The organism is Kushneria aurantia DSM 21353 (genome assembly GCF_000382245.1).
Lineage (GTDB): Bacteria > Pseudomonadota > Gammaproteobacteria > Pseudomonadales > Halomonadaceae > Kushneria > Kushneria aurantia.
Map to the genome: position 1 here is coordinate 13,184 of NZ_KB907886.1, position 23,214 is coordinate 36,397.

Consider the following 23,214-nt stretch of genomic DNA (forward strand, 5'->3'; position numbering starts at 1 on the left):
CGTCTTTTACACCACGCTGCTTACTGAACCCGCAAAGGAGTTGCCCCATGGTCAGCAAAACCGACATTCACGCCCAGCAACAGCAACTGCCCGGCCGAGAGGGCCCGATGCAGCCGCAAGCGATGCATATCCGCCCGGACTACCGCGGCAGCGGCAAACTCACCGACAGGATCGCGCTGATTACCGGTGCCGACAGCGGTATCGGCCGCTCGGTAGCGATCCACTTCGCCCGTGAGGGTGCCGACGTGGCGGTGATGTATCTGAGCGAAGACGATGACGCCCGGGAGACCCAACGACTGGTGGAGGCCGAAGGGCGCCGCTGCCTGCTGATCGCCGGCGACATTCGCGACGCCACCTTTTGCGCTGAATCGGTCCAGCGCGTCGTCGACCACTTCGGCGGCCTCAATATTCTGGTCAACAACGCCGGCACCCAGCAGGTCAGCAATGACCTCACCGAACTGAGCAACGAACAGTGGGAGCAGACCTTTGCCACCAACATGCACGGCATGTTTTACCTGACAAAGGCCGCGCTGCCGCATCTGGGTGAAGACGATGCCATCATCAACACGACCTCGGTCAACGCCTACATCGGCCCCGACTTTCTGGTCGACTACACCGCCACCAAGGGCGCCATTGTCAGCTTTACCCGCTCGCTCTCCAACCAGCTGGTGGGACGTGGCATTCGCGTCAACGCGGTCGCGCCGGGGCCGGTATGGACACCGCTACAGCCGGCCACGCTGGGCGCCCATGACCCCCAGATGCTGGAGGATTTCGGCTCCGAGACGCCGATGGGGCGTGCCGGCCAGCCCTGCGAGCTGGGCCCCTGCTACGTCTTTCTGGCCTCGCTGGATGCCTCTTTCATGAGCGGCCAGACGCTGCATCTCAACGGCGGCGTGATCGTCAACGGCTGACGCCCTTCAACAGCCAACACCGCCTCGGCGGGTCGCAGGCCCCTGCCTGCGACCTGTCCGGCTCATCGTCCTTGCAACGGAGATTGTCACCATGATGGAGATCACTGCAGGCGCCACGCCGCCCGGCGGCAGTTGGCTGCAACGTGGCTCGCACCGTGACTGGCTCGAAGCCGAGGGGCAGCGCCTGCTGGCCTTCTACCGCGCCTCGCGCCATCCGGAGTGCGGCTTTGCGGCGCTGGACGACGACGGTCGACTGCCCGACGACGCCCGTCCCGATACCATGATCACCGCCCGCATGACCCACTGCTATGCGCTGGCGACCCTGCGCGGCGTGCCCGGCGCAGCACCACTGGTCGCTCACGGCGTGGCGGCCCTGCAGGGTGCGCTGCAGGACAGCGAATATGACGGCTGGTACAGCGAACTGCCCCGCGAGGGCGAGGCGCCATCCAAGCAGGCCTATATCCACGCCTTCGTGGCGCTCGCCGCTGCCAGCGCGTGGCAATCCGGCAACGCTGATGCCAAAGGGCTGCTCGATGACGTGCTCAAGGTGATCGAAGCGCGCTTCTGGTCGGAGGACGAAGGCGGGATGCGCGAAGGCTTCTCCCGCGACTGGTCCGAAGGCGAAGCCTATCGCGGCGGCAATAGCAACATGCACTCGACCGAGGCCTTTCTGCAGCTCGCCGATGTGCTCGATAACCCGCTGTGGCGACAGCGCGCCCTCTCTATCGCCGAGAAGCTCATCCACCGCCACGCGCGCGCCAACGACTACCGCATCGTCGAGCATTTCGACAGTGACTGGCACGAGTGGCGCGACTACAACAGCGATAGACCGAAGGATCAGTTTCGCCCCTACGGCGCGACGCCGGGGCACGCCTTCGAGTGGGCGCGGCTGCTTGTGCACCTCGAGGCCGGCCTGCTGCGCCACGGCGAGAGCGCGCCGGGCTGGCTTTTGGAGGATGCCCGCGGACTGTTTCAGCGCGCCACCGAACTGGGCTGGTGCGTCGACGGCGAGCCCGGACTGCTCTATACCCATGACTGGGACAACAACCCGCTGGTACACGAGCGGCTGCACTGGCCGGTGGCGGAGGCCGCCAGTGCCGCCGCGGCGCTGCACGCGCGCACCGGCGACAGCACCCATGAGCGCTGGTATCGCTGTTTCTGGGACTACATCGAGCGCTTCATGATCGACCGCGAGCGTGGCAGCTGGTGGCAGGAGCTGGACCACCACAACCGCCCCTCGAACCAGCTCTGGAGCGGCAAGCCGGATCTCTACCACGCCTTCCAGGCGACCCTGCTGCCGCGCCTGCCGCTGGCCCCCACCATGGCGCGGGCGATCGCCGAGGGCGCGCTTTAGGTTGCGCTGTTCACAATCCGAGGGCTGTCAGGCTTTGGGGATCAGAGCCTGGCATTGCGACCGCCCACTGGCTTAAGCCAAACCTTATCGATGCAGGCGTTCCTTCCAGTTGCATGCGAGGGTGAACCCAACAGGACACCCTGATTCAACCCCTCGGGAGATTGCCCATGCGTGCTACGCCTTTCCTGTCGCCCCTTTTGACCACGCCGCTGATCGCCACCCTGCTGGCCGCCGCGCCGGCCGCCGCCGAGCCGGTGCCTACCGGCCCACCCAATGTGCCGTCACAGGAGCCCGCCTTCCCACAGCAGACCCGCGCGCCTCAGCTTGAAGACACCATCGAGCTGACCACCGAAACGGTCGCCGACGGCCTCGTCCATCCCTGGGGGCTAGCCTTTCTGCCCAATGGCGACATGCTGGTGACCGAGCGCCCCGGCCGGCTGCGCCGGGTGACGGCCAACGGCGATATCTCGACGCCGATCGAAGGCGTCCCCGAGGTCGATAACCGTCGCCAGGGTGGATTGCTGGATGTCGTACTCGGCCCCGATTTCGCCAGCGAGCGCCGGGTCTACCTGAGCTATGCCGAGCCGCGCGAAGGCGGTGAAACAGCCACTGCCGTAGCACGCGGTCGTCTGAACGAGGCCGGCGACCGGCTCACTGACGTGGAAGTCATTTTCCGCCAGCAGCCCGCCTGGGACTCCACGCGCCACTACGGCTCACGACTGGTGTGGAGCGAAACCAGCGAGCTGTGGATTACCCTCGGCGAGCGCTCGGACGACGAAGCGCGCAAGCTGTCGCAGACGACCGACAACACCATCGGCAAGGTAGTCCGCATCAACGCCGATGGCTCAACGCCGGACAGCAACCCCTTCGCCGATCGCGACGACGCCGGCCAGTCCATCTGGTCGCTGGGACATCGCAATATCCAGGGTGCCGATCTTGATCCTGCCACCGGCGAGCTGTGGACCATCGAGCACGGCCCGAAGGGCGGCGACGAACTCAACCGCCCCGAGGCAGGCCTCAACTATGGCTGGCCGGTGATCACCTATGGGGAGGCCTACTCGGGTGCCCCGGTCGGTGAGGGCATCACGCAGCACGAGGGCATGGCGCAGCCGGTCTACTACTGGGACCCGGTGATCGCCCCCGGCGATATGGTTTTCTACACCGGTGAGCGCTTCGATGGCTGGCAGGGCGACATTCTGATCGCCTCGCTGAGCCCCGGCGGCATCGTCCGGCTGACGCTGGACGATGACCGGGTCAGCGGCGAAGCGCGCTATCTGGAGACGCTGGGCCGGGTCCGCTATGTCGACGAGGGGCCGGACGGCGCGCTGTGGCTGCTGACCGATCAGGAAGACGGCGCGCTGATTCGCGTCACGCCGCAGTCCTGAGCGTCCGAGCGGGGCTACATCAGCCCCGCGACCGCGATCCCCGCACTGATGGTGACGATGGCGAAGAGCGTACTGACCAGTACGGTCGCCGCCGCTTCATCCGAGTAGATACCGCTGTTCAGCGCCAGCGTGGGTACGGCGGTAGCGCTGGGCAGCACGCCGATCAGAAACGCCGCCTTCCAGAGGTCACCGCGCAGCCCCAGCAGCCAGGCGGGAAACACCGCATCGAGATTATTTTTTAAATTAAAGTTATCTGTAGACCCTCAAGCGTTATCACTTTCCGCTTCGAACGCACTATGATAACGCCCCTTGCCTTCGTTCTTGGCGCGATAGAGCGCGTGGTCGGCCCGACGGATCAGCTTTTCAAGCTCCACACGTTTTAGATCGCGGGCGTCTTCCAGCCGGCTGATGCCGATACTGGCATCGATCCGGGTATCATCCTGGCGCATCTCGCGGATGGCCCTCAAAAGGCGCTCGGCGATGACCACCGGCGTCTTCTCATCGGCCCCCGGCAGCAGCAGCAGGAATTCATCACCGCCCCAGCGCGCCACCAGGTCCTCGTTACGCAGCACATCACGAAAACAGTCGGCCACCTGGATCAGCAGATTATCCCCCTCCTCATGGCCCAGCCGGTCGTTGACGTCCTTGAAACCGTCGAGGTCAACATAAAGCAGCGCCACCGGTACACGACCGGCCAGCCGGCGTCGCATCAACGACACCGCCCGATAAAACCCCTGACGACTATAGAGGCGCGTCAGGTGATCGTAGTCGGCCTCCAGGCGACTCCGATAGCTTTTGAGCAGCGACGCTTCTGTCTGGGCGCTGAGCTGGCGAGAAAACCAGTCCATCAATAGCCAGAAGACAGGGCCCTGCAGGATAAAAACCCAATAAAGCGGTTCCGACTGAAAGGGCACCGCCAGCTTGAGCGGCAGGTCGCACAGCAGCACCAGCGTCAGCGACAGGCGTGGACGGCCGATACACAGCGCCGGACAGAGACTGGCCACGACCAGCATCACCGCAATGGACAGTGTCGCTGCGGCACCACCCGCCATCAGCCCGGCGACTGCCATGACACCGAGCGAGGCGGCCCACAGCAGCTGATGCAGCATGATGCCGTCGACCCGAGCCTCGCGCTTCGTTTTCAGATCGTGGCGCAGGCGGCGCTGCAATTCGAGGCGCCAGACAAGAAAAACACACTGCAGCAGCGACAGCTGCACCCACACTGCCGAGCCGCTCTCCAGCGCTAAAGCCGTGGTGACCAGCAGAGCCGAGCCGATACCGGCCAGCACGATCGGCAGCCAGTTGATCGGCCCATCCACCAGTTGTCGCAGTACCTCTTCGGGGAGGTCACGTTCACAGCCCGACAGCCAGCGCATCAAACGCCAGCGGGGCAGGCTCATATGTCGCTTGCTTTCCGAGCGCGCCAGCCTCAGACGCCTGAGCAAAAGGCGCAGTCTAGTAACAATTGTCCTCAAGCAGCCCTCCGGAGAGCGCATTGGCTGCGCAGATCAGCGCAAGATGACTGAGCCCCTGGGGCACATTACCCAGATGCGCACCGGTTCCGGGATCGACCATCTCGGTCAGTAGCCCCAGATTGCCGTTACAGGCCTTCAGCGCCCGGTCCATCAGGTTTTCAGCCACCTGTTTGTCACCCAGCGCCGCCAGCGCCTCCACCATCCAGAACGAACAGGCCACGAAAGCACCCTCCTCCTCCTCGCTGCCGGAGTAGCGATAAAGCAGCGCGCCGTCGCGTCCCAGCTCCGCCCGAATGGCGTCATAGGTTGAGCGCATGCGCTCACGATTGTTCTCGGCGCCGAAGCGGTGCATCAAACACAGGGCAGCGTCGAGCCCCTGAGTCTGCGGATGCATGACATAGGCACCGCGCGATTCACACCAGCAGTGCGCGTTGACCCAGGTCTCGATTCGCTCGCGCTCGCGCGACCAGCGCGCGCGCCAGGTAGGCTCCAGGTAACCCTGGTCGGCCAGCTTAATAGCGTGAGTGAGCGCTTGCCAGCAGGCCATTTTGGAGTGGGTATAGTGCTGCACATCGCCGGGCAGCTCCCAGATGCCGGAATCGCGAAAGCGCCAGCGGTCGGCACACTGGTTGGCAAGATCGCACAGCAGCCTGGCGGTAGTGATATCCACAATGTGGCCGGCATCGATAAACAGCGACGCGGTCGCCAGCATGTCGCCGAACATGCCCAGTTGAAGCTGACCGCGAGCATTGTTGCCCACCCGCACCGGCTGCGAACCGCGATAGCCGGCCAGGGGCGGATACTGTTCGGCGGGAATCAGGTCGCCCTGCAGGGTGTAACACACCTGCATATCGGGGCCGTGACGGCGAATCGTCCGGACCAGCCACGAAAAGGCCGCCTGCGACTCCTCGATAGCGCCGGCATGCACGAAGGCCTTGATCATCAGGCAGGCGTCGCGCACCCAGGCATAGCGATAGTCGTAGTTCTTGTCGCCACCGATCCGCTCCGGCAGCGAGGTCGTCGCCGCCGCCGCCAGCGCGCCGCTGGGCGAATAGAGCAGAAACTTGAGCGCCAGCGCCGAGCGATGAACGTGCTCGACATACTGGCCGTCGAAGGCAAGCCCTTCCACCCAGCTGCGCCAGGCAACATCGCTGATCTCGATGTGTCGGTCGATTCGCGCGACCGAAGGCACGGCCAGCGGCTCGCCTTCGGCAGCCAGCAGCGCCACCATCGACCGGCTACCCCTGTGCGTCGTCAGTCGCGCTTCGGCACCGCGATCGCCGCAGGTATCGACCCGAACGTCATCGGAAAAACGCAGCATGACCTTCAGATCACCGATATTGAAAACCTCGCCGATCGGTGTCTTCTGCAGCCAGGGGCTGGCCGTTTCGGTATGGGTCCCGGCTCTGAAACTCACGCTCATCTCGACCTCGCCCTCGAGGCCCTCTACCCGGCGCGCCAGCTCACACCAGGGCAGGCGCCCGGCATTATTGCTGTTGATCGACTCGGTAACGCGCACCCGACCGCTGTCGGTAATAAATTCCGTCTCCAGCACGTTGCTGTTGTCGCGATAGCATCGCTCGACGCGATATTCCTCGGCACAAGGCGTCAGAGCGAAGTAACCGCCTACTTCAGGTTCAAGAAGGCGATCGAACAGCGGCGCCTTGTCCATACTCGGCGCGCACCACCAATCGATGGCGCCGTCGAGCGCTACCAGCGCCACAGAGCGTCCCTCGCCGATAGCGGCGTAGTCTTCAAGCGGTGCGAAACCGTCGCAGCGCACAGGGTTATCCATATGTCTCAAACTCATTGCTGCCTCTTTATCGCTACACAGGTTGACAGTGGAAGGCGTTAAACCGTGTCGCGCCGCATTACCCAAACGGCCCTGACACCTCTATCGATATTCGATATTGAGACCCACAGGCCGTCGCATAGTGCAATCAACACGCACTGCTCGGCTTTTCACGACTTTAAGTCGCCGCCAAACAGGTTATTCTGGCCGGCACTTCAGAAACGACTTCACCCTTTCAACGCGAGGCCCGAAAGAGACCCATGATTTTTCTGCTCTATCTGCTGCTCGGCGCTGTCGCCGGTGTTCTGGCCGGTCTATTCGGCGTGGGTGGCGGCCTGATCATGGTACCGGTACTGGTACACAGCTTTACCCTGCTGAATATCGACCCGGCCGTGGTGACCCAGATGGCGGTCGGCACCTCGCTTGCCACTATCATTTTCACTTCACTCAATTCGATTTACGGCCACCACAAAAAGGGCGCCACACGCTGGCCGCTGGTCGGCTGGATGAGCCTGGGCATTGTGGCCGGTAGCGCTCTCGGTGCGCTCACGGCCACGCTTATTCCCGGCCAGCAGCTGCAGTTCCTGATTGGCCTTTTCGCCATCGTGATGGCCATTCAGATCGCTTTTGATCTACGTCCGGGGGGCGGTGATGACACCTACCGCCCGCCGGGACGCAGCTGGCTGATCGGCGGCGGCAGTATTATCGGCTGGGCCTCGTCGATTTTCGGCATCGGCGGCGGTTCGCTTACCGTCCCCTTTCTGCTGTGGCGCAACCTGCCCGCGCGCGCGGCGGTGGGCACTTCAGCAGCCTGCGGCCTGCCGATCGCGATAGCGGGCGCTCTTTCCTTCATGTGGTTCGGCCACGACCAGAGCAACCTGCCCGCCTGGAGCGTTGGCTATGTCTACCTGCCGGCCGTGCTTGGCATCGCGCTGACCAGCATGGTTTCGGCGCGGCTGGGCGTGCGGCTGGCCCATCAGCTGCCCCAGAAATTGCTCAAGCGACTCTTTGCACTACTACTGGTCGCTATCGGCATCAGCTTTCTGATATGACCATGAACGCACTGTTGGCGACGCCCTGCTCAACCTCCTTGAGCCTGTTATCGGCATCGTACGCTAATGTATTAATAGCAACGAAGTATAGTTAGAAAACTCCCTGCCACTGAATCTTATCGCTCCGGGGGCCGGGTGGCAGACAGATGTTTCACGTGAAACATTCCACTCGGAAAAGTCCGGCATTCGTGGCCGCCCAAAAGCTATAATGACGGCAGACGCCACCCATCCCCGGGCGCTTTTTCGTCAAAGCGCATCGACCTGAAGCTCATGACCGATCTTAACGCCTTCGAGTACCGCCCCTTTATTCCACTGAGTGAATTCAGCCCACCGCCCTGGCCGGAGCGCGAGGCGTTGCGCATGGCGATTCGTCGCACCAAACGCATGCTGACACGCCATGAAGAGCGCCCCATCATCGCCGAGGACCGCCTTCAGCGTGACATCAACGCACTGAACGACAGAGACAGGGTGGCGCCACCGCACTGCGAACCGCTGTTCAAAGAGCTCGCCATGACGCTGGATGCGTGGTCGCAAGAAATACGACCGACGCGCTGGCTGCAGCTGATCGTGATGCCACCGGGCTATCGTCATGAACTATTGGGCGAGTGGGCCCGGCGAAAGGGGCACGAAGTGTTGTCGACGCCAAAGCGTGAGACGCTGCTTGAAGAAGTCGCGGTTGAAATCCCCGATCTCCATGGCGAAGGCGTGCTGGTCATTCCCCGACTTGAAGAGTGGTTCATGCGCCATCGCTGCGGTCTGGAAGCAGTACGCCGGCTGCTGGAACAAATCGCCGGTCTGGAACGCCACTGTGTGATCGGCTGCCAGAGCTGGGGCTGGGCCTATCTCGGCCGTGCCATCGAGGCGCATCTTATGCTGCCCGAACCGCTCACCTTCCAGCCTTTCGACGAGCAGCGCCTATGCCAGTGGCTGGCCAATAGTGTGGCCGATGATGATTTCTCGGGCACTCGCTTCCGGCTGCGTGAAAGCGGCCAGGATATCTTTGCCACCGATGAAAAGGGTCAGCCCGAAAGTAACTATTTCAAGGTGCTGGCGGCACATAGCCGTGGCATCCCCTGGGTAGCGCGCGATCTGTGGCGCAGCAGCCTGCGCTCACGCATTGAAATGGAAGACGACGACAGCAGCGAACCGCTGCCCTTCGAAGATGAGCAGACCCTGTGGGTGGTGGCACTGGACGAGTTTTCCCTGCCCGGCAGCGGGGATTCACGCGCGCTGCTGATCCTGCATGCACTACTGATTCACGGCGCGCTGGCGCGCACCGAGCTGGAGCGCGTGCTGCCGGACCCCGGGCCGCGCCCGATGCTGCATGCTCTGTTGGGTGCCGGCCTTATAGAACAGCACGACGGTCAGCTACGTATCGTATCGGCAGCCTATCCCGCCATTCGCAATGGCCTGGCAACTGCCGGCTTTCCGCTTGATCGCAACTGAGTGTCGCGATCGGGTTGTCATCAGGTCGGGACAGCACTGCAACACAGGGAGATAGTAAACGATGAGCGACTCAATCGGCGCCAGCGACAGCGGCGAGCAGCTACTGCGGAGTTTCCAGAACATCGACCTGGTCTCGGTCATACTGATCCTGCTGGGCACCTGGCTGGCTATCGCACTGGTACGCCGCACACTGCCCTGGCTTGCCGAGCGCGGCCCCAAGCGTACCCGGCTGCTGCTGCTGGGTACCGTGCCGCTGTTTCGCCTGCTGGCGCTGGCCGTCGCCATTTTGTGGATTACACCGCTGATCTTTAACGTCACCCTGCAGAATTTCCTCGTCATTGCAGGTGCCGCCAGCGTGGCGGTGGGCTTCGCCTTCAAGGATTACATCAGCAGTCTGATTGCCGGCGTGGTGGCACTGTTCGAGAAACCCTGGCGAGCCGGTGACTGGGTCAAAATCGGCGACGACTACGGCGAGGTTCGCTCGGTGGGGCTACGTGCCATTCAGCTGCAGACACTGCATGACGACACCATCACCGTGCCACATCTCAAACTGTGGGACAGCCACATCAGCAACGCCAACGCCGGCGCCCGCACCCTGATGTGCGTTACCGACTTCTACCTCGATCCGCGCCACGACAGCTACCAGCTGCGCGCCGCCCTGCGCGACGTGGCGCTGACCAGCGCCTGGCTCGACTACGACCGGCCGGTCATCGTGTTTGTCGAGCAGACCGAATGGGGCACCCACTACGAGATTCGCGCCTACCCCTTCGACATGCGCGACCAGGGGAGCTTCCGAAGTGACCTGACCGTGCGCGGCAAGGAGGCGATTCACGCCCGGGGCGGCGTGGAGATCGCGGCAACGGCGGCGGGTGTGGCGGGCTGAGCGAAACGCGCTCAGCCATCTACCGACCGGCGCACCGGCCACAGCTCCAGCGCCGCTGCCGTGATCACCAGTACCGCTCCGAGGACCGCGAGCGCACCGAAGGGCTCATTGGCCAGCCAGGCCGCCGACAGCACCCCCACCAGCACCTCACTCATCAACAGAATGCCCACTCGGGTGGGGTCGAGCCGCGCGGTGGCCCACAGCAGCGCGACCATCGCCAGCCCCCACCAGAGCCCGCCGGCCAGCAGTAGCTGTCCCGCCGCCAGCGGCCATGCCGCGAGCGCCGGCAGCCCCGGCCAGGGGGTCATCAGAGTGGCCAGCACCAGCGCCGCCAGCGCCCCGCCAAGGGCAAACACGAAAGCGCTTACCGCCGCTCCCGGCATCGGCGACAGCCGCATACCGGTGGTCGCCAGCGCCCATATCACCCCGGAGGCCAGCCCCAGCCAGTCGCCTACCCCCTGCGGCAGCGGCAGCCCCCCTTCGGCGCTCAAGACCAGCGCCAGACCGCAAAGCCCCACCACAATGACCGCATAGCGCAGCGGCGGCACCGGCCAGCGCAGCGCGAGACGCGCGATCAGCGTGCTCCATACCGGGGTGAGATAGAACAGCAGAATCACCGTCGCCACCCGGCCATGTACCAGGCCGATGGAGTAGAACATGAAGGAGGCGCCGCCCAGCAGCAGCCATAGCAGTGACCGTAGCGGCAGACGGCGCAGATCACCGCGGTAGTAGAGCGCCGCCGGACTCAGCACCACCAGCGCCATCAGCGTGGCGGCCAGCGAGCCCCAGCCGCCGGGCAGGAACTGCGTCGAAATGGCACGTATCGGCAGCCAGTAGAGCCCCCATACCGAACCCGCCAGCACTACCAGGGCACTGGCGAGATACTGCTGTTGTCGCACCGACCTCATCGACTTCTCCGCTATGCCATTAAAACCACAGGGCCATTCAAAACACAGGATAGTGACACGACAGACCAGGGTGCGAAGACTGCTGTTTCACGTGAAACACCATCCCGCGCGCGATCAACACCTCCGGCGCCCTGCCCTGAACGTGGCGCTGCCGGCCACTGCAATCATTACCATCCCGACCAGTGACAATACTCCCGGCCACTCGGCGAACAGCACAAGCCCCCACAGGGTGGCAAAAATCAGATAGCTGTAGTCACAGGTTGCGATGCGTACCGCGCTACCCAGCTGATAAGCGCGCGCCATGGTGACACTGGCGGTCACGATCAAAAACGCCAGCACGGCACTCACGCCCCACAGCGAGGACGTCGCCTCCTGCCAGCCGCTCAACACGAAAGCGTGGTGGGCCACCCTGTCGGCGGGGAGATCGACCACTGCCAGCAGCGCCAGCATCGGCAACGCCAGTAGCGGAAAACTCAGGTTGAGTCCCAGCGACAGCATCAGAGCGCTCTCGTACTGACAGCGATAGCGGGTGATCAACGCCGCCAGTGCATAGCAGACGGCCCCGCCCAGAGGCAGCAGCATGGCCATTGAAAAATGCTCGGTTCCCGGCTGCAGAACAGCCAGTACGCCGCCAAAACCGACGATCAACGCGATTAGCGTGCCCCGGTCGAGCGCCTCGCGGCGATCCAGCACGGCCACCATCAGGGGTGCGGTATAGAGCCCGGCAGCCACCAGCGACAGCGGCAGCAATGGCAGCGCGGTATACACCAGCAGCCACATCAGCGCCATCAGTACGCTGCGTAACGCCACCCAGCGCCGCCGCTGCGGCCGCGCTGAACAGCGCCAGCGGGCCATTAAAAAGGCCAAAAGAGGAAGCGCGAAGGCAGCGCGCATCACATAGAGCTGCCAGACCCCGATCTGCTCGACCGACAGCTTGATCAGCGCATCGCTGGTAGCAAGCGCCAGATTGCAGATCACAATCATGAGGACCGCCTCGCCCTCTCCACCCCTTGAGAACCAGCTTTCATTCATGTCGCTTATTGCCTTGTCGATTGACATCAATGAAAGGGTGATGGAGCTTGCCCCCTTTTTCATGCGATCTTATTGTCCTTTCGATTAACCTCAGGTCAATCCAACACCATGAGCCGGCTACGCCATGAAATGCCGCCGCTCTCCGCCCTGCTGCCCTTCGAGGCTGCCGCCCGGCTGGGCAGCTTCAAGCAGGCGGCACAAGAGCTGCACCTCACCCAGGCCGCCATCAGTCGCCGAATTCGCGCGCTGGAAGAGAATCTGGGCACGGCCCTCTTCACTCGACACCACCGGGCGGTGCAACTCACCGAGGCGGGGCAGCAGTTCTTCGTGACCGCCAGTGCCGCTCTTGAGGAGATCGCCGGCGAGGCCGGGCGTCTTCGCCAGCTCGGCACGCGGCGCGAGGTCGTGCTCTTTGCCGAACTCTATATCGCCATGTATTGGCTGGTACCGCGTCTGGCCGATTTTCACCGGCGCCACCCGCAGATCACGATTCGCCTCAGCGCCTCCAGTCTGCCCCTGACCCGGGCCGGTGAACGCTTCGATCTCGCCCTGCAGTGCAGCGACCGCCCCAGCGGTCTGCTGACACCGCACTTCTCGGTGGCGGATATTGTGCAGCCGGTATGCAGCCCGTCACTGGCCGATGCCGACAGCCTGGCCCTTGAACAGCTAATGGCCCTGCCGCTGTTGCATTTCAGCCAGCAGCGCGGCGATAGCTGGATGGACTGGCCACAGTGGCTTGACCACAGGCAGTGGCATGGCAGCGTGCCCGAGGGCAGGCACTTCGACAGCTATACGGTCATTCTGGAAGCCGCCATGGCGGGCCAGGGCGTCGCGCTGGGCTGGCGGCTGGGTATCGAGCGGCTGATCGAGCGAGGCGATCTGGTGTGCCCGGTGAAAGAGCACACCACGCTGGACAACGGCCTGTCGGTCTATCTCGCTCGCCACCGCACCGCCAGCGAGGATGTTGCCGCCGTGTCGCAGTGGCTGGCGACGCAGCTGGCGGCCTGCGCAGCCTGAAGGCACGCCATCGACCCACCCGGTGCTTGTCTTTTGTCACCGCCACCAGCAAAGTAAAAAAGTGTTTCCTGACCACTCACAAACCATTCGCCACCAACAAAGAGTAAACAGCGATGAAGAAGACAGTTCTCGCACTTGCCATTGCCGCTTCCTCGGCCTGCGCTGGCGTGGCGCAGGCGGATGTGAAGGTCGGTTTTCTGGGCGGTTTTACCGGCCCCATCGAGAGCATGACGCCCTCCATTGTCGCCGGCGCCCAGTTGGCCATGCAGGAGGTCAACGACCAGGGCGGACTGCTCGACGGCGAGCAGATGGTGATGCCCTCCGGGGATACCACCTGCTCCGATGCCGCCGCCGCCTCCAACGCCGCTGACCGAATGGTCAACAGCGAGCAGGTCACCGCCATCGTCGGCGCCCTGTGTACCGGCGCCACTATCGCCTCCGCCAACAATGCCGCCATTCCCGGCAATGTGGTGATGGTTTCCCCCGCCTCGACGGCACCGGCGGTGACCGATCTGGAAGATAACGACCTGGTGTATCGCACCGTACCCTCGGACGCCTTCCAGGGTCAGCAGCTGGCCAGGCTGCTGCTGTCGAAGGGGATCGACAACGTCGCCGTGACCTACGTCAACAACGACTACGGCCAGGGGCTCGACAACGCCTTCACCAAAGCCTTCGAAAACGACGGCGGCACGGTAGCGGCCAACCTCGCCCACGAGGACAACCGCGCCGACTACCGCTCCGAGATCGGTCAGCTCTCCGCCAGCGGCGCGCCGACCCTGGTGGTACTGGCCTACGCCGACAGCTCCGGCCAGACCCTGCTGCGCCAGGCCTATGAAAGTGGCGCCTTCACGCAGTTTGCCGGCGCCGACGGCATGGCCAGCAACGACCTGATCGAGGCGGTCGGCCCCGACGTACTCGAGGGCATGATTGCCACCCGTCCCGGCTCGCCGGATACCCAGGGTACCGAGACCTTCGACAAGCTGGCGGAAGCGGCGGATATCGACCCCAATGCGGTCTTTACCGCCCAGTCCTACGACGCCGCCTTCCTGCTGGCGCTGGCGATCGAGAAAAACGGCAGCGCCGACCGCGAAGGGCTGTCACAGGCTCTGCGCGAGGTCGCCAGCGCACCGGGCGAGACGATTCTGCCGGGCGAGTGGGAGAAGGCCAAACGGCTGATCGACGACGGCCAGGACGTTGACTACGAGGGCGCCGCCGGCAGTCAGGATTTCGACGACAACGGCGACGTGCCGGGCTTCGTGGTCGAGATGGTGGTCGAAAACGGCCAGTTCGTCACCAAAGGGCCGGTTGGCGAGTAAAGGCATTTCTCAAAACCTTGCTCTAACGCGAGAGAGCCGGGAGGCAGATTGAAGCAGGGGTCTTTCGACAGGGATGTCGAAAGTAGCGCCCATGGACGGGTTCATAGCGCCCTTGCGCAAACCTGCCTCCGGCTCTGAAACATACTCCCGAACTTTCGCCTGAAAACTAGTCGTGGCGCGCCACCTTCTCGGGAATCAGCCCGCGCGGTGCGAAGCGCAGCACGGTCACGATCAGCAGGCCGATCACGAACACCCGCGCCTGCAGGGCGCGGCTGTCCAGATTGCCCGGCTGCCAGCCGAACCAGTCACCGCCCAGGCCGGTCACCAGCTGCATCAGCGCCAGCGCCAGCGGCCCCGACATGATCCAGACGATATAGACCAGCACGGCGCCGAACAGGGTGCCGAGGTTGTTGCCCGGCCCGCCCAGAATCACCATCACCAGCACCAGAAAGGTGTGGTTGAGCGGCTGATAGCCCTGGGGGTCGAAGATACCAGTGAAGCTGGTCAGGGCAGCGCCGCCGATACCCATCAGAATGCAGCCGAACACAAAGATCTCCATGTGCCGGCGGGTGATCGACTTGCCCATCGCCGCGGCGGCGGTCTCGTTGTCGCGGATGGCGCGGATCATGCGCCCCCAGGGGGCGTGATAGGCGCGATGGAGCAGAAAAAAGATCACCGCAATCATCACCGCCGTCAGCGACAGATAGAGCGCGCGGGCGGTCAGAAAGCCCACATCGCCGGGCTCCGGCACCGGCCAGGGCAGCGGCGAGATGGTCGCGGTGCCGCGGGTCAGCCAGTCGGCGTTTTTCAAAAACGCCTTGATGATCTCGGCGATACCAAGGGTGGCGATGACCAGATAGTCGCTGCGTAGCCCCAGGCAGATACGCCCGATGAAATAGCCCATGCCGCCGGCCAGCGCGCCGCCGACGATCCAGCCCAGCAGCGGTGACAACCCGAGCCCGCCGACGAAATCCACCCGCGACTGAATATCGCCGGCCACGCTGCGCATCCAGCTGATCACGACCAGATAGCCGACCAGACCCACCACCACCGCCAGCAGGGTACGCAGCCAGGACGGCACACCGAGCCGGTCGAGGCGGCTGACGGCGACCACCAGCGCGATCACCGCCAGCCCCGCCAGCAGCACGCTTCCCAGCCGCAGCGGCAGATCGCTGGCCCAGAAGGCGGTATTGACCGGAATGCTGACGAAGGTCGCGGCGAAACCGCCAAGAGCGACAAAGCCCATCACCCCGGCATTGAACTGCCCTCCATAGCCCCACTGCACGGTCAGCCCCAGCGCGAGAATGGCGTAGCAGGCCGTCTCGACCAGCATACGGGTGGCGTAGGCGCCGCCCATGACGGCAAACACGCCTACAACGACCACCGCCACGGCGGCAAACAGCAGCAGCTCGCGCAGCGGCAGCCGCGGCGAGCGTGACGAGGTATCGTTCATCAGATCACCTTCCCTTTGAAGAGGCCGGTCGGGCGCCAGACCAGCACCGCGATCAGGATGAAAAAGGGCACCACGATCTTGTACTCGGTACCCACCAGCGCGAGATTATTGGGCAGCTCCAGCCAGGCCGGCAGCATCGCCTGTAGTGGACGCAGCAGCACCGCCCAGTTGAACACCGCCAGCGTCTCGGCAAAGCCGACCAGAAAGCCGCCGGCGATCGCCCCCCAGGGATTGCCAACGCCGCCGACGATGGCAGCGGCAAAGATCGGCAACAGCAGGAAGAAGCTCAGATCCGGCTTGAAGGCCACATCCAGCGACAGCAGCGTACCGGCCATCGCCGCCAGCGAGCCGGCGATCAGCCAGGTGAGGGTGATGATCACCCGGGTATTGATGCCGCAGGCACGGGCCAGATCCGGGTTGTCCGACATCGCCCGCATCGCCTTGCCCATCCGTGTGCGGGTCAGAAAGAGCTGCAGACCGACTACCGCGACGACGGTGAGCACGAACAGAATCAGCTGCGGCTCGGTGACCACGATCGGCCGCGCCACGCCGGGCAGCTCGATACGAAAGATCGCCTTGCGCGCCTCGACGTAGAGACTCTGCGCGCCGGTGCCGGCGAACAGGCGGATCGCCCCCTGCAGCATCAGGGCCACCCCCAGCGAGGCGATCACCATCACGATCGGCCTGACCCCCTGAGCGCGCAGCGGCTGGTAGCAGACGCGATCAATCCCCACCGCCGCCAGCGAGGTCAACGCCATACTGAGCGGCAGCATGACGATGGCAGTGGGCAGGCCGACGACATCACCGGCGTGGGGAAACGCCATGGTCAGCAAAAGCGCAATGAAAGCGCCCAGCGTCATCATGTCGGCGTGAGCGAAATGGGCGAAGCGCAGAATGCTGTAGATCAGCGTCACACCGATCGCGCCGATGGCGTAGATGCTGCCGGTCACACTGCCGGCGACCACCACATAGTTGAAGAAAAAAATCAGTTCATTCACGACGGACTCTCTCCGCAGTACTGGATGGGCAGCGTCTCAGCCGCCGAGGAAACTTCGCGCCACCCGGGGGTCGTTGAGCAGCGCCTCACCACTGTCGGTAAAGCGGTTCTGGCCGGCGGCAAGCACGAAACCGCGGTGGGCGATGCCCAGCGCCTGACGGGCATTCTGTTCCACCATCAGGATGCCGACGCCGGCGGCATTGATCGCCCTGATCCGCTCGAAGATCTCGTTCATATAACGCGGCGACAGGCCGGCGGTGGGCTCATCGAGCAGCAGCATGCCGGGCTCGTTCATCATCGCGCGGCCCATGGCGACCATCTGACGCTGGCCGCCGGAGAGCTCGCCGGCGGGCTGACGGCGCTTGTCGCGCAGCGGCGGAAAGATGTCGTAGATCTGCGCCTTCATGCGCGGTGCGGTGGCGGGTTTGAGAAAGGCGCCCATGTCGAGGTTCTCCTCGACGGTAAGGCCGGGAAAGATATTGCGCTCCTGCGGCACGAAGCCCATGCCCATCTCCACCAGCCGATGTGGCGAGAGGTTGTTGATCAGCTCGCCGCGCAGGCGAATCTCGCCGGCGGTGACGGTCAAAAGACCGAAGATGGCCTTCAACATGGTCGACTTGCCGGCGCCGTTGGGGCCGACGATCACGCCGATCTCGTCGGCCTCGATCGTCATGTTGACGCCGTTGAGAATGTTCATGCCGCCGTAGCCGCCGTGAACGTCGCTCGCTTCCAGTAGTGGCATGGCGTACTCGTGTGGTTGTGCGTCTGTTGTTGTCGTTGGCTGGTGTTGTCGTTGGCTGGCGTCAGGCGCTCTGCGCGCCGAAATAGGCCTCGATCACCTCGGGGTGGCTCTGCACCTCCTCGATCGGCCCCTCCAGCATCACCCGCCCCTCGGCCAGCACGATCACCGGATCGCACAGCCGCGCGATCATGTCCATATCGTGCTCGATAACGAGGAAGGTGTAGCCCATTTCGCGGTTGAGCCGCTCGATATTGCCGATCAGATCGCCCAGCAGCGTGCGGTTGACCCCGGCGGCGATCTCGTCGAGCAGCACTACGCGCGCCTCGGTCATCATGGTACGGCCCAGTTCGAGCAGCTTCTTCTGGCCGCCGGAAAGGTTGCCGGCCGGCTCGTTGCGCACCCGCGTCAGGCCGATAAAGTCGAGCACCTCCTGCGCCCGGCGGCGCACTTCAGCCTCTTCACGCCGCACCCGGCCCGGCCTCAGCCAGTTGCTGAAAAGCCGCTCGCCCTCCTGCGCCGGCGGCACCATCATCAGGTTCTCCAGCGCGGTCAGGTGGCTGAATTCATGGGCGATCTGAAAGGTACGCAACAGCCCCTTGTGAAAGCGCAGGTGGGCGGGCAGCGATGTGATGGGCTCGCCGTCGAGCAGCACCTCGCCGCTGTCGGGCGCAAGGCTGCCGGCGATGATATTGAACAGGGTGGACTTGCCGGCCCCGTTGGGACCGATCATGCCGGTAATCGAACCCTCGGCGATACGCACGGAACAGTCGTCGATAACGGTCAGGCCGCCGAACGACTTGCGGATATTGCAGACATCGATGATGGGCGTCATCGCTTTTTCCTGCGGCGTTGTGGCTATTGTGTCCCCGAGGGGGGGCCGAAGGACGCATTTTAACAGCCTTTTGCCGACGTGCAGCAGCCATCGCCATGACAGGCTGGTAACGCTTGTTCAAAGCCGGGTGAACATGAGATACGTAGCGGCATCGATCATTTATGTGCCAAAGAATTCAACGCCATGACGACCTCCGCCGACACCGCTGGCGTCGTTCGCCCCCATACCTCCCGGCAACTGCAGGCACTGGGCCGCCACTACGGCATCGACTACCGCTTCCCCGAGCTGCACCAGCGCGCCGCCACGGTGCTGCGTGGGCGGGTTCAGGAGCTCTGCCCGGCGCCCGGCATGCAGTTGGTCACCTCTGATATCGAGGTGCTGGAGCGCTACGACTCCCGCTCGCGCGCCCCCACCCCGCTGTCGATCATCGTCATGCTGGCCGGCGAGGCGTCACTGCAGCTGGGGGCGCAACGCCTCACACTGGGCCCCGGCATGGCGCTCAGTGTCCGCCTCGGCGAGCGCGACGCGCTGCTGGCCAGCCAACCGGCCGGTCAGCGCATCCGCGCCCTCACCCTGAGTGTCGACGCGCCACGACTGGCGGCGCTCAACGGCGGCGCGACGCTGGCGCCAGCATCGCGCATGCAGGCCTGGCCCCTGCCCGCCACACTGCGCGGCGCGCTGGAGGAGGCACTGGCCTCGCCGCTTGACGGCCCGGCACGGCAGCTACAGCGGGAAGGGCTCGCTCTACAGCTGCTGGCCCATGGCCTGACGACTGCCGACAGCCCCGCGACTGCGCCGCCCTCGGCCGAACGGCAGCGCCTGGAGCGGGTCCGCGAGGCGCTGCGCCGCACTCCGGCCGGCGAACACCGCCTTGACGACCTGGCACAGCTGGCCGCCATGAGCCCCGCCGGCCTGCGGCGCAAATACCGCGCCGCCTTCGGCCGCAGCGTCTTCGACGACCTGCGCCACTTCCGTCTTGCGCTGGCCCGCAACTACCTTGCCGCGGGCCTCGGCGTGCAGCAGACCGCCCACTTCTGCGGCTATCGCCATGCCGGCAACTTCTCCACCGCCTTTCGCCGCCACTTTGGCGTTTCACCCGGTGCCATTGCGCGCCAGCGTTGATCCCCTTCGGAATCGAACCTGCCCCACCCGATAGCCCACGATTGAGCACGGCGCAAAACATCCTGCGCACTGCGCAGACTCGCACGCCGCGTGAAAAGATAATAATTCTCATTCCATAACGACAGGCGCAAGGATCAGGGAATATGTCACTGCACACCAGAGGGTGTTTACAAAACAGGCGAGTGAAGGCAGGACAAGGCAAAATTGACCGAAAACGTGGCGTTTACTTGAGGTTAAATGAGCATTTGAGGTCAATTTTAACGCTGTATTATCGAACGCAGCCCTTTTGTAGACATCCTCCTGGCGGCTATCACCGTGTCGCCCACACATCACTACTGGCCGCCGTCCTGCTGACCGGCCATGCCGGAATGGCACTCGCCGCCGAGCAGCGCGCCGAGACGCCGTCGCTGGTGGTCACCGCCGCCTCGCTGGCGGAGATCACCGGCCCCACCGAGGGCTACCGTGTCGAGGCCAGCAACGCCGCCGGCAAGACCGCCACGCCGCTGATCGAGACGGCGCGCAGCGTCGATGTCATCACCCGCCAGCAGCTCGATGACCAGAACGTTCAGAGCATGAACGACGCCCTGCTCTACACGCCCGGCGCCTTCACCGGGCTGGCGGGCGGCTCGGACCGCTCGGACAAGGTGTCGCTGCGCGGCTTCTACGGCGGCGACGTCGACAACACCTTTCTCGACGGCATGCGCCTGCAGACCGACCCCGGCTCCTATTCGGCGATTCAGATCGACCCCTTTTTCCTCGAGCGCATCGACGTGCTCAAGGGCCCGGCGTCGGCGCTCTACGGCCGTGCCATGCCGGGCGGGCTGGTCGACTTCACCAGCAAACGCCCGCTGGATGAACGCCAGCGGCTGCTGCGCCTGAGCGTCGGCAACTTCAACAGCCGCAGCGCCGGGCTCGACCTGACCGGCCCGGTGGGCGACGGCGAGTGGGCCGACTACCGCGTCACCGCCCACGCCAGCCGCTCCGATACCCAGTTCGACGTTGCCGAGCGCGAGCGCTATGCCGTGATGCCACAGCTCGAGCTGCACCCCTCGCCGCATACCGACCTGCTGCTGCAGGCTTACCTGCAGCATGACCCATCGGCCGATTTTCACGGCGCGGTGCCCTATGACCTGAGCGTCAGCGACGAGCGCTTCGGCCGCAGCGTCGAGCCCTCCTTCTCGGATGCCGCACCGCAGCGCGACGTGTTCGAGCGCGACCAGCGTATCTTCGCGCTGCAGCTCGAACACCGCGCCAGCGAGGCGCTGACCTTCAACTCGAAGCTGCGCTACATCAACATGGACGTCACTCAGCAGCAGGTCTATCAGATCGGCTTCAGCGGCAACGGCCCGGAGCTGGCGCGCTACTATGCGGGCGCCGACGAAGACCTGCAGGCGCTTTCGACCGACAACCACCTGACCCGGCAGTTCGACACCGGCAGCGTGGCGCACACCCTGCTGGCCGGGGTGGACTACCAGTGGCGAGAAAACGATGTCGTCTTCAGCGGTGCCGGCGCGACGCCGCTTGACCCCTTCAATCCCGACTACAGTCGCGACCCGCTGACCGGCCCACCCACGGTCAATACGCGCCAGCGTCGCGAAGTGCAGCAGGCCGGTGTCTACCTGCAGGATCAGATGCAGCTGGGCCGCTGGCACCTGACGCTGGGCGGACGCCAGGACTATATCGACCGCGAGTATCACGACCGCCTGAGCGGCGACACCGACAGCCGCAGCGACAGCGACTTCTCGGCCCAGGGCTCACTGCTCTACCGCTTCGCAAACGGTATCGCGCCCTACTACAGCTATAGCGAAGCCTTCAATCCGAGCACCGATACGGGGGTCGACGGCAACGTGCCGGCGCCGGTGGAGAGCTTTCAGCACGAGATCGGGGTCAAGTATCAGCCGCCGGGCAGCGCGAACCTCTACACCCTCGCCCTTTATGACCTGACCCAGCAAAACGTTCAGCAGCGCAGCAGCGTCACGCCGATCCGCTACGTCGGCGTCGGCGATATCCGCTCTCGCGGCCTCGAGCTGTCGGCCAACATCGGCCTCACCGAGCGTCTCGATGTGATCGCCGGCTACAGCTACAGCGAGGTCGAATACCAGCACGACAATGCGCTGGTGGCGCCGAATATCGAAGCGGGCAATACGCCGGTCAAGACTCCCGAACAGATGGCCTCGCTGTGGCTGGCGCGGGATTTCCGCGGCGGCGTGCGTGGCGGCATCGGCGCCCGCTGGATGGGCGAGCTGCAGGCCAGCGCCGACAACCGGCTGCAGACCGACGATTACACCCTTGTCGACGCCTTCGTGAGTGTCGAGCTGGGCGAGCTCTCGACCGCGCTGGAGGGGGCCAGCCTGCGCCTCAACGCCGCCAACCTGTTCGACGAGGCGTATGTCAGCGCCTGTTTCAGCCCCACTTACTGCTACTTCGGCGACGAGCGCAGCGTCACCGCGACACTGGACTATCGTTTCTGAACAGACGCTTTTGAACGGGTCCCCGTATCCGACGGTGGCTTCGATGCTCTTGATAACCATTGCGGTTTGAATCAGGATCGCGATTTAACGCTTTCTTTACGCGGGGAAGCCACCCCATGTTCGACGTTGATGCCGCCAGTTTCGAAGTGGCGGGCAAGTGCCTGCTCGCGCCGACCAGCCTGAGCTGCGGCGAAGGGCAGGTCTACGGCCTCATCGGCCATAACGGTTCCGGTAAATCGACCCTGCTCAAGCTGCTGGCGCGCCAGCAGCCGGCAAGCCGCGGCGAGATCCGCCTCGACGGGCGCGCGCTGCACACCTGGGGCAGCCGCGAATTTGCCCGCCAGGTGGCCTATCTGCCACAGCATCTGCCCGCCGCCGACGGCCTCACCGGCCGCGAGCTGGTGGCCTTCGGTCGCTACCCCTGGCACGGCCTGCTGGGGCGCACCCGCCGCGAGGACCGCCGCCACATCGACCGCGCCCTGGCGCTGACGCACACCGAGGCCTTCGCCGAGCGGCCGGTCGATACCCTCTCCGGCGGCGAGCGCCAGCGTGTCTGGCTGGCCATGCTGATCGCCCAGGGCAGCCGCTGTCTACTGCTCGATGAACCCCTGGCGGCGCTGGATATCGCCCACCAGGTCGAGGTGCTGGCGCTGGTGCGCCGGCTCTGCCGGGAGCTGAATCTGTGCGTTGTGGTGGTACTGCACGACGTCAACATGGCGGCGCGCTACTGCGACCGGCTGCTGGCACTGCGCCAGGGCCAACTGCTGGCCGGTGGCTCGCCGGACGAGATGATGTGCGCCACCACCCTGGAAGCGATCTACGGTATTCCCATGCAGGTGATGCCCCATCCGGGCGGCGAGCACGCCATCGCCGTTGTGAATTGATTCCCCCACAACCGGAGACCGCGTTCGCGCCGCCAACGCCTCGGGCTCTGTTTGAAAATCGACAAGCGAAGATCAGACAAGGCAAAAATGGGCGAAAGCGCGGAGTTTACGGGGTGCCAATGGGCCTCCTGAGTCAATTTTT

Annotated in this window: 20 protein-coding genes; 11 read left to right on the forward strand and 9 right to left on the reverse strand. The window is 64.4% G+C overall.

What is annotated here, in order from left to right; genetic code table 11:
* Positions 1-47: 47 nt before the first annotated feature.
* The 3 genes from H146_RS0114730 (at position 48) to H146_RS0114740 (ending at position 3,650) form a co-directional block, all read left to right on the forward strand.
* On the forward strand, positions 48-911 hold the full coding sequence (locus H146_RS0114730; protein WP_019952655.1) for an SDR family oxidoreductase: 864 nt from the start codon (positions 48-50) through the stop codon (positions 909-911).
* 91 nt (positions 912-1,002) lie between these two features.
* Positions 1,003-2,265, forward strand: a complete 1,263-nt coding sequence (locus H146_RS0114735; RefSeq protein ID WP_019952656.1) for a D-mannose isomerase — start codon at positions 1,003-1,005, stop codon at positions 2,263-2,265.
* A gap of 167 nt (positions 2,266-2,432) precedes the next feature.
* Entirely contained in the window at positions 2,433-3,650 is a 1,218-nt protein-coding gene (locus H146_RS0114740; RefSeq protein WP_019952657.1) for a PQQ-dependent sugar dehydrogenase, read from the forward strand.
* Positions 3,651-3,664: 14 nt separating this feature from the next.
* Here H146_RS0114740 and H146_RS0114745 read toward each other — a convergent pair whose 3' ends face one another.
* Genes H146_RS0114745 through H146_RS0114755 form a run of 3 tightly spaced genes read right to left on the reverse strand, consistent with a single transcriptional unit; the run spans position 3,665 to position 6,935 of the window.
* Positions 3,665-3,871: an AEC family transporter gene (locus tag H146_RS0114745; protein WP_019952658.1), complete on the reverse strand. Its 207-nt coding sequence runs from the start codon at positions 3,869-3,871 to the stop codon at positions 3,665-3,667.
* A 42-nt stretch (positions 3,872-3,913) separates the two neighbouring features.
* The gene (locus tag H146_RS0114750) at positions 3,914-5,050 is read right to left on the reverse strand and encodes a GGDEF domain-containing protein (RefSeq protein WP_019952659.1); all 1,137 of its coding nucleotides are present in this window, start codon (positions 5,048-5,050) and stop codon (positions 3,914-3,916) included.
* A gap of 55 nt (positions 5,051-5,105) precedes the next feature.
* Entirely contained in the window at positions 5,106-6,935 is a 1,830-nt protein-coding gene (locus H146_RS0114755) for a glycoside hydrolase family 15 protein (RefSeq protein WP_033195767.1), read from the reverse strand.
* Between the two features lie 242 nt (positions 6,936-7,177).
* Between H146_RS0114755 and H146_RS0114760 the strand changes: the two genes are divergently transcribed.
* From H146_RS0114760 to H146_RS0114770, 3 genes are all read left to right on the forward strand, one after another.
* Positions 7,178-7,969, forward strand: coding sequence for a sulfite exporter TauE/SafE family protein (locus tag H146_RS0114760; protein ID WP_019952661.1), 792 nt, complete (start codon positions 7,178-7,180; stop codon positions 7,967-7,969).
* A 270-nt stretch (positions 7,970-8,239) separates the two neighbouring features.
* Positions 8,240-9,415: a hypothetical protein gene (locus H146_RS0114765; protein WP_019952662.1), complete on the forward strand. Its 1,176-nt coding sequence runs from the start codon at positions 8,240-8,242 to the stop codon at positions 9,413-9,415.
* 61 nt (positions 9,416-9,476) lie between these two features.
* Positions 9,477-10,298 (forward strand): mechanosensitive ion channel family protein, encoded by an 822-nt coding sequence (locus H146_RS0114770; protein ID WP_019952663.1) that lies wholly within the window; start codon positions 9,477-9,479, stop codon positions 10,296-10,298.
* An 11-nt stretch (positions 10,299-10,309) separates the two neighbouring features.
* On the opposite strand, the gene H146_RS0114775 is transcribed toward H146_RS0114770, so the two are convergent.
* A complete protein-coding gene (locus tag H146_RS0114775; RefSeq protein WP_019952664.1) occupies positions 10,310-11,206 on the reverse strand; it encodes a DMT family transporter in 897 nt (298 codons plus the stop codon).
* A 114-nt stretch (positions 11,207-11,320) separates the two neighbouring features.
* A complete protein-coding gene (locus H146_RS19530) occupies positions 11,321-12,238 on the reverse strand; it encodes a DMT family transporter (RefSeq protein WP_156826842.1) in 918 nt (305 codons plus the stop codon).
* 108 nt (positions 12,239-12,346) lie between these two features.
* Here H146_RS19530 and H146_RS0114785 point away from each other — a divergent pair, with 108 nt between their 5' ends.
* The gene (locus H146_RS0114785; protein ID WP_026352018.1) at positions 12,347-13,255 is read left to right on the forward strand and encodes a LysR substrate-binding domain-containing protein; all 909 of its coding nucleotides are present in this window, start codon (positions 12,347-12,349) and stop codon (positions 13,253-13,255) included.
* Positions 13,256-13,368: 113 nt separating this feature from the next.
* Positions 13,369-14,571 carry an ABC transporter substrate-binding protein gene (locus H146_RS0114790; RefSeq protein ID WP_019952667.1) on the forward strand — a complete coding sequence of 401 codons (1,203 nt, stop codon included), beginning with the start codon at positions 13,369-13,371 and terminating at the stop codon, positions 14,569-14,571.
* A 166-nt stretch (positions 14,572-14,737) separates the two neighbouring features.
* Here H146_RS0114790 and H146_RS0114795 read toward each other — a convergent pair whose 3' ends face one another.
* From H146_RS0114795 to H146_RS0114810, 4 genes are all read right to left on the reverse strand, one after another.
* On the reverse strand, positions 14,738-16,024 hold the full coding sequence (locus H146_RS0114795; RefSeq protein WP_019952668.1) for a branched-chain amino acid ABC transporter permease: 1,287 nt from the start codon (positions 16,022-16,024) through the stop codon (positions 14,738-14,740).
* The gene (locus tag H146_RS0114800; RefSeq protein WP_019952669.1) at positions 16,024-17,022 is read right to left on the reverse strand and encodes a branched-chain amino acid ABC transporter permease; all 999 of its coding nucleotides are present in this window, start codon (positions 17,020-17,022) and stop codon (positions 16,024-16,026) included. Before H146_RS0114800 ends, H146_RS0114795 begins: the two co-directional genes overlap by 1 nt.
* Positions 17,023-17,058: 36 nt before the next feature.
* Positions 17,059-17,763 (reverse strand): ABC transporter ATP-binding protein, encoded by a 705-nt coding sequence (locus H146_RS0114805; RefSeq protein ID WP_019952670.1) that lies wholly within the window; start codon positions 17,761-17,763, stop codon positions 17,059-17,061.
* A 61-nt stretch (positions 17,764-17,824) separates the two neighbouring features.
* On the reverse strand, positions 17,825-18,595 hold the full coding sequence (locus H146_RS0114810) for an ABC transporter ATP-binding protein (RefSeq protein WP_019952671.1): 771 nt from the start codon (positions 18,593-18,595) through the stop codon (positions 17,825-17,827).
* A 183-nt stretch (positions 18,596-18,778) separates the two neighbouring features.
* Between H146_RS0114810 and H146_RS0114815 the strand changes: the two genes are divergently transcribed.
* The 3 genes from H146_RS0114815 to H146_RS0114825 all read left to right on the forward strand — a co-directional run bounded on the left by H146_RS0114815 (position 18,779) and on the right by H146_RS0114825 (position 23,072).
* Entirely contained in the window at positions 18,779-19,717 is a 939-nt protein-coding gene (locus tag H146_RS0114815; protein ID WP_019952672.1) for a helix-turn-helix transcriptional regulator, read from the forward strand.
* Between the two features lie 368 nt (positions 19,718-20,085).
* Positions 20,086-22,188: a TonB-dependent siderophore receptor gene (locus H146_RS0114820; protein WP_019952673.1), complete on the forward strand. Its 2,103-nt coding sequence runs from the start codon at positions 20,086-20,088 to the stop codon at positions 22,186-22,188.
* 116 nt (positions 22,189-22,304) lie between these two features.
* Positions 22,305-23,072: an ATP-binding cassette domain-containing protein gene (locus H146_RS0114825; protein ID WP_019952674.1), complete on the forward strand. Its 768-nt coding sequence runs from the start codon at positions 22,305-22,307 to the stop codon at positions 23,070-23,072.
* Positions 23,073-23,214 lie beyond the last annotated feature (142 nt).

Bases quoted from the DNA above. Each gene is read 5' to 3' on its own strand.
- H146_RS0114775 (WP_019952664.1), bottom strand. From the start codon at position 11,206: ATGAGGTCGGTGCGACAACAGCAGTATCTCGCCAGTGCCCTGGTAGTG.
- H146_RS0114795 (WP_019952668.1), bottom strand. From the start codon at position 16,024: ATGAACGATACCTCGTCACGCTCGCCGCGGCTGCCGCTGCGCGAGCTG.
- H146_RS19530 (WP_156826842.1), bottom strand. From the start codon at position 12,238: ATGAATGAAAGCTGGTTCTCAAGGGGTGGAGAGGGCGAGGCGGTCCTC.
- H146_RS0114805 (WP_019952670.1), bottom strand. From the start codon at position 17,763: ATGCCACTACTGGAAGCGAGCGACGTTCACGGCGGCTACGGCGGCATG.
- H146_RS0114755 (WP_033195767.1), bottom strand. From the start codon at position 6,935: ATGAGTTTGAGACATATGGATAACCCTGTGCGCTGCGACGGTTTCGCA.
- H146_RS0114820 (WP_019952673.1), top strand. From the start codon at position 20,086: ATGGCACTCGCCGCCGAGCAGCGCGCCGAGACGCCGTCGCTGGTGGTC.
- H146_RS0114825 (WP_019952674.1), top strand. From the start codon at position 22,305: ATGTTCGACGTTGATGCCGCCAGTTTCGAAGTGGCGGGCAAGTGCCTG.
- H146_RS0114815 (WP_019952672.1), top strand. From the start codon at position 18,779: ATGACGACCTCCGCCGACACCGCTGGCGTCGTTCGCCCCCATACCTCC.
- H146_RS0114770 (WP_019952663.1), top strand. From the start codon at position 9,477: ATGAGCGACTCAATCGGCGCCAGCGACAGCGGCGAGCAGCTACTGCGG.
- H146_RS0114735 (WP_019952656.1), top strand. From the start codon at position 1,003: ATGATGGAGATCACTGCAGGCGCCACGCCGCCCGGCGGCAGTTGGCTG.
- H146_RS0114740 (WP_019952657.1), top strand. From the start codon at position 2,433: ATGCGTGCTACGCCTTTCCTGTCGCCCCTTTTGACCACGCCGCTGATC.
- H146_RS0114750 (WP_019952659.1), bottom strand. From the start codon at position 5,050: ATGAGCCTGCCCCGCTGGCGTTTGATGCGCTGGCTGTCGGGCTGTGAA.
- H146_RS0114810 (WP_019952671.1), bottom strand. From the start codon at position 18,595: ATGACGCCCATCATCGATGTCTGCAATATCCGCAAGTCGTTCGGCGGC.
- H146_RS0114785 (WP_026352018.1), top strand. From the start codon at position 12,347: ATGAGCCGGCTACGCCATGAAATGCCGCCGCTCTCCGCCCTGCTGCCC.
- H146_RS0114790 (WP_019952667.1), top strand. From the start codon at position 13,369: ATGAAGAAGACAGTTCTCGCACTTGCCATTGCCGCTTCCTCGGCCTGC.
- H146_RS0114730 (WP_019952655.1), top strand. From the start codon at position 48: ATGGTCAGCAAAACCGACATTCACGCCCAGCAACAGCAACTGCCCGGC.
- H146_RS0114765 (WP_019952662.1), top strand. From the start codon at position 8,240: ATGACCGATCTTAACGCCTTCGAGTACCGCCCCTTTATTCCACTGAGT.
- H146_RS0114760 (WP_019952661.1), top strand. From the start codon at position 7,178: ATGATTTTTCTGCTCTATCTGCTGCTCGGCGCTGTCGCCGGTGTTCTG.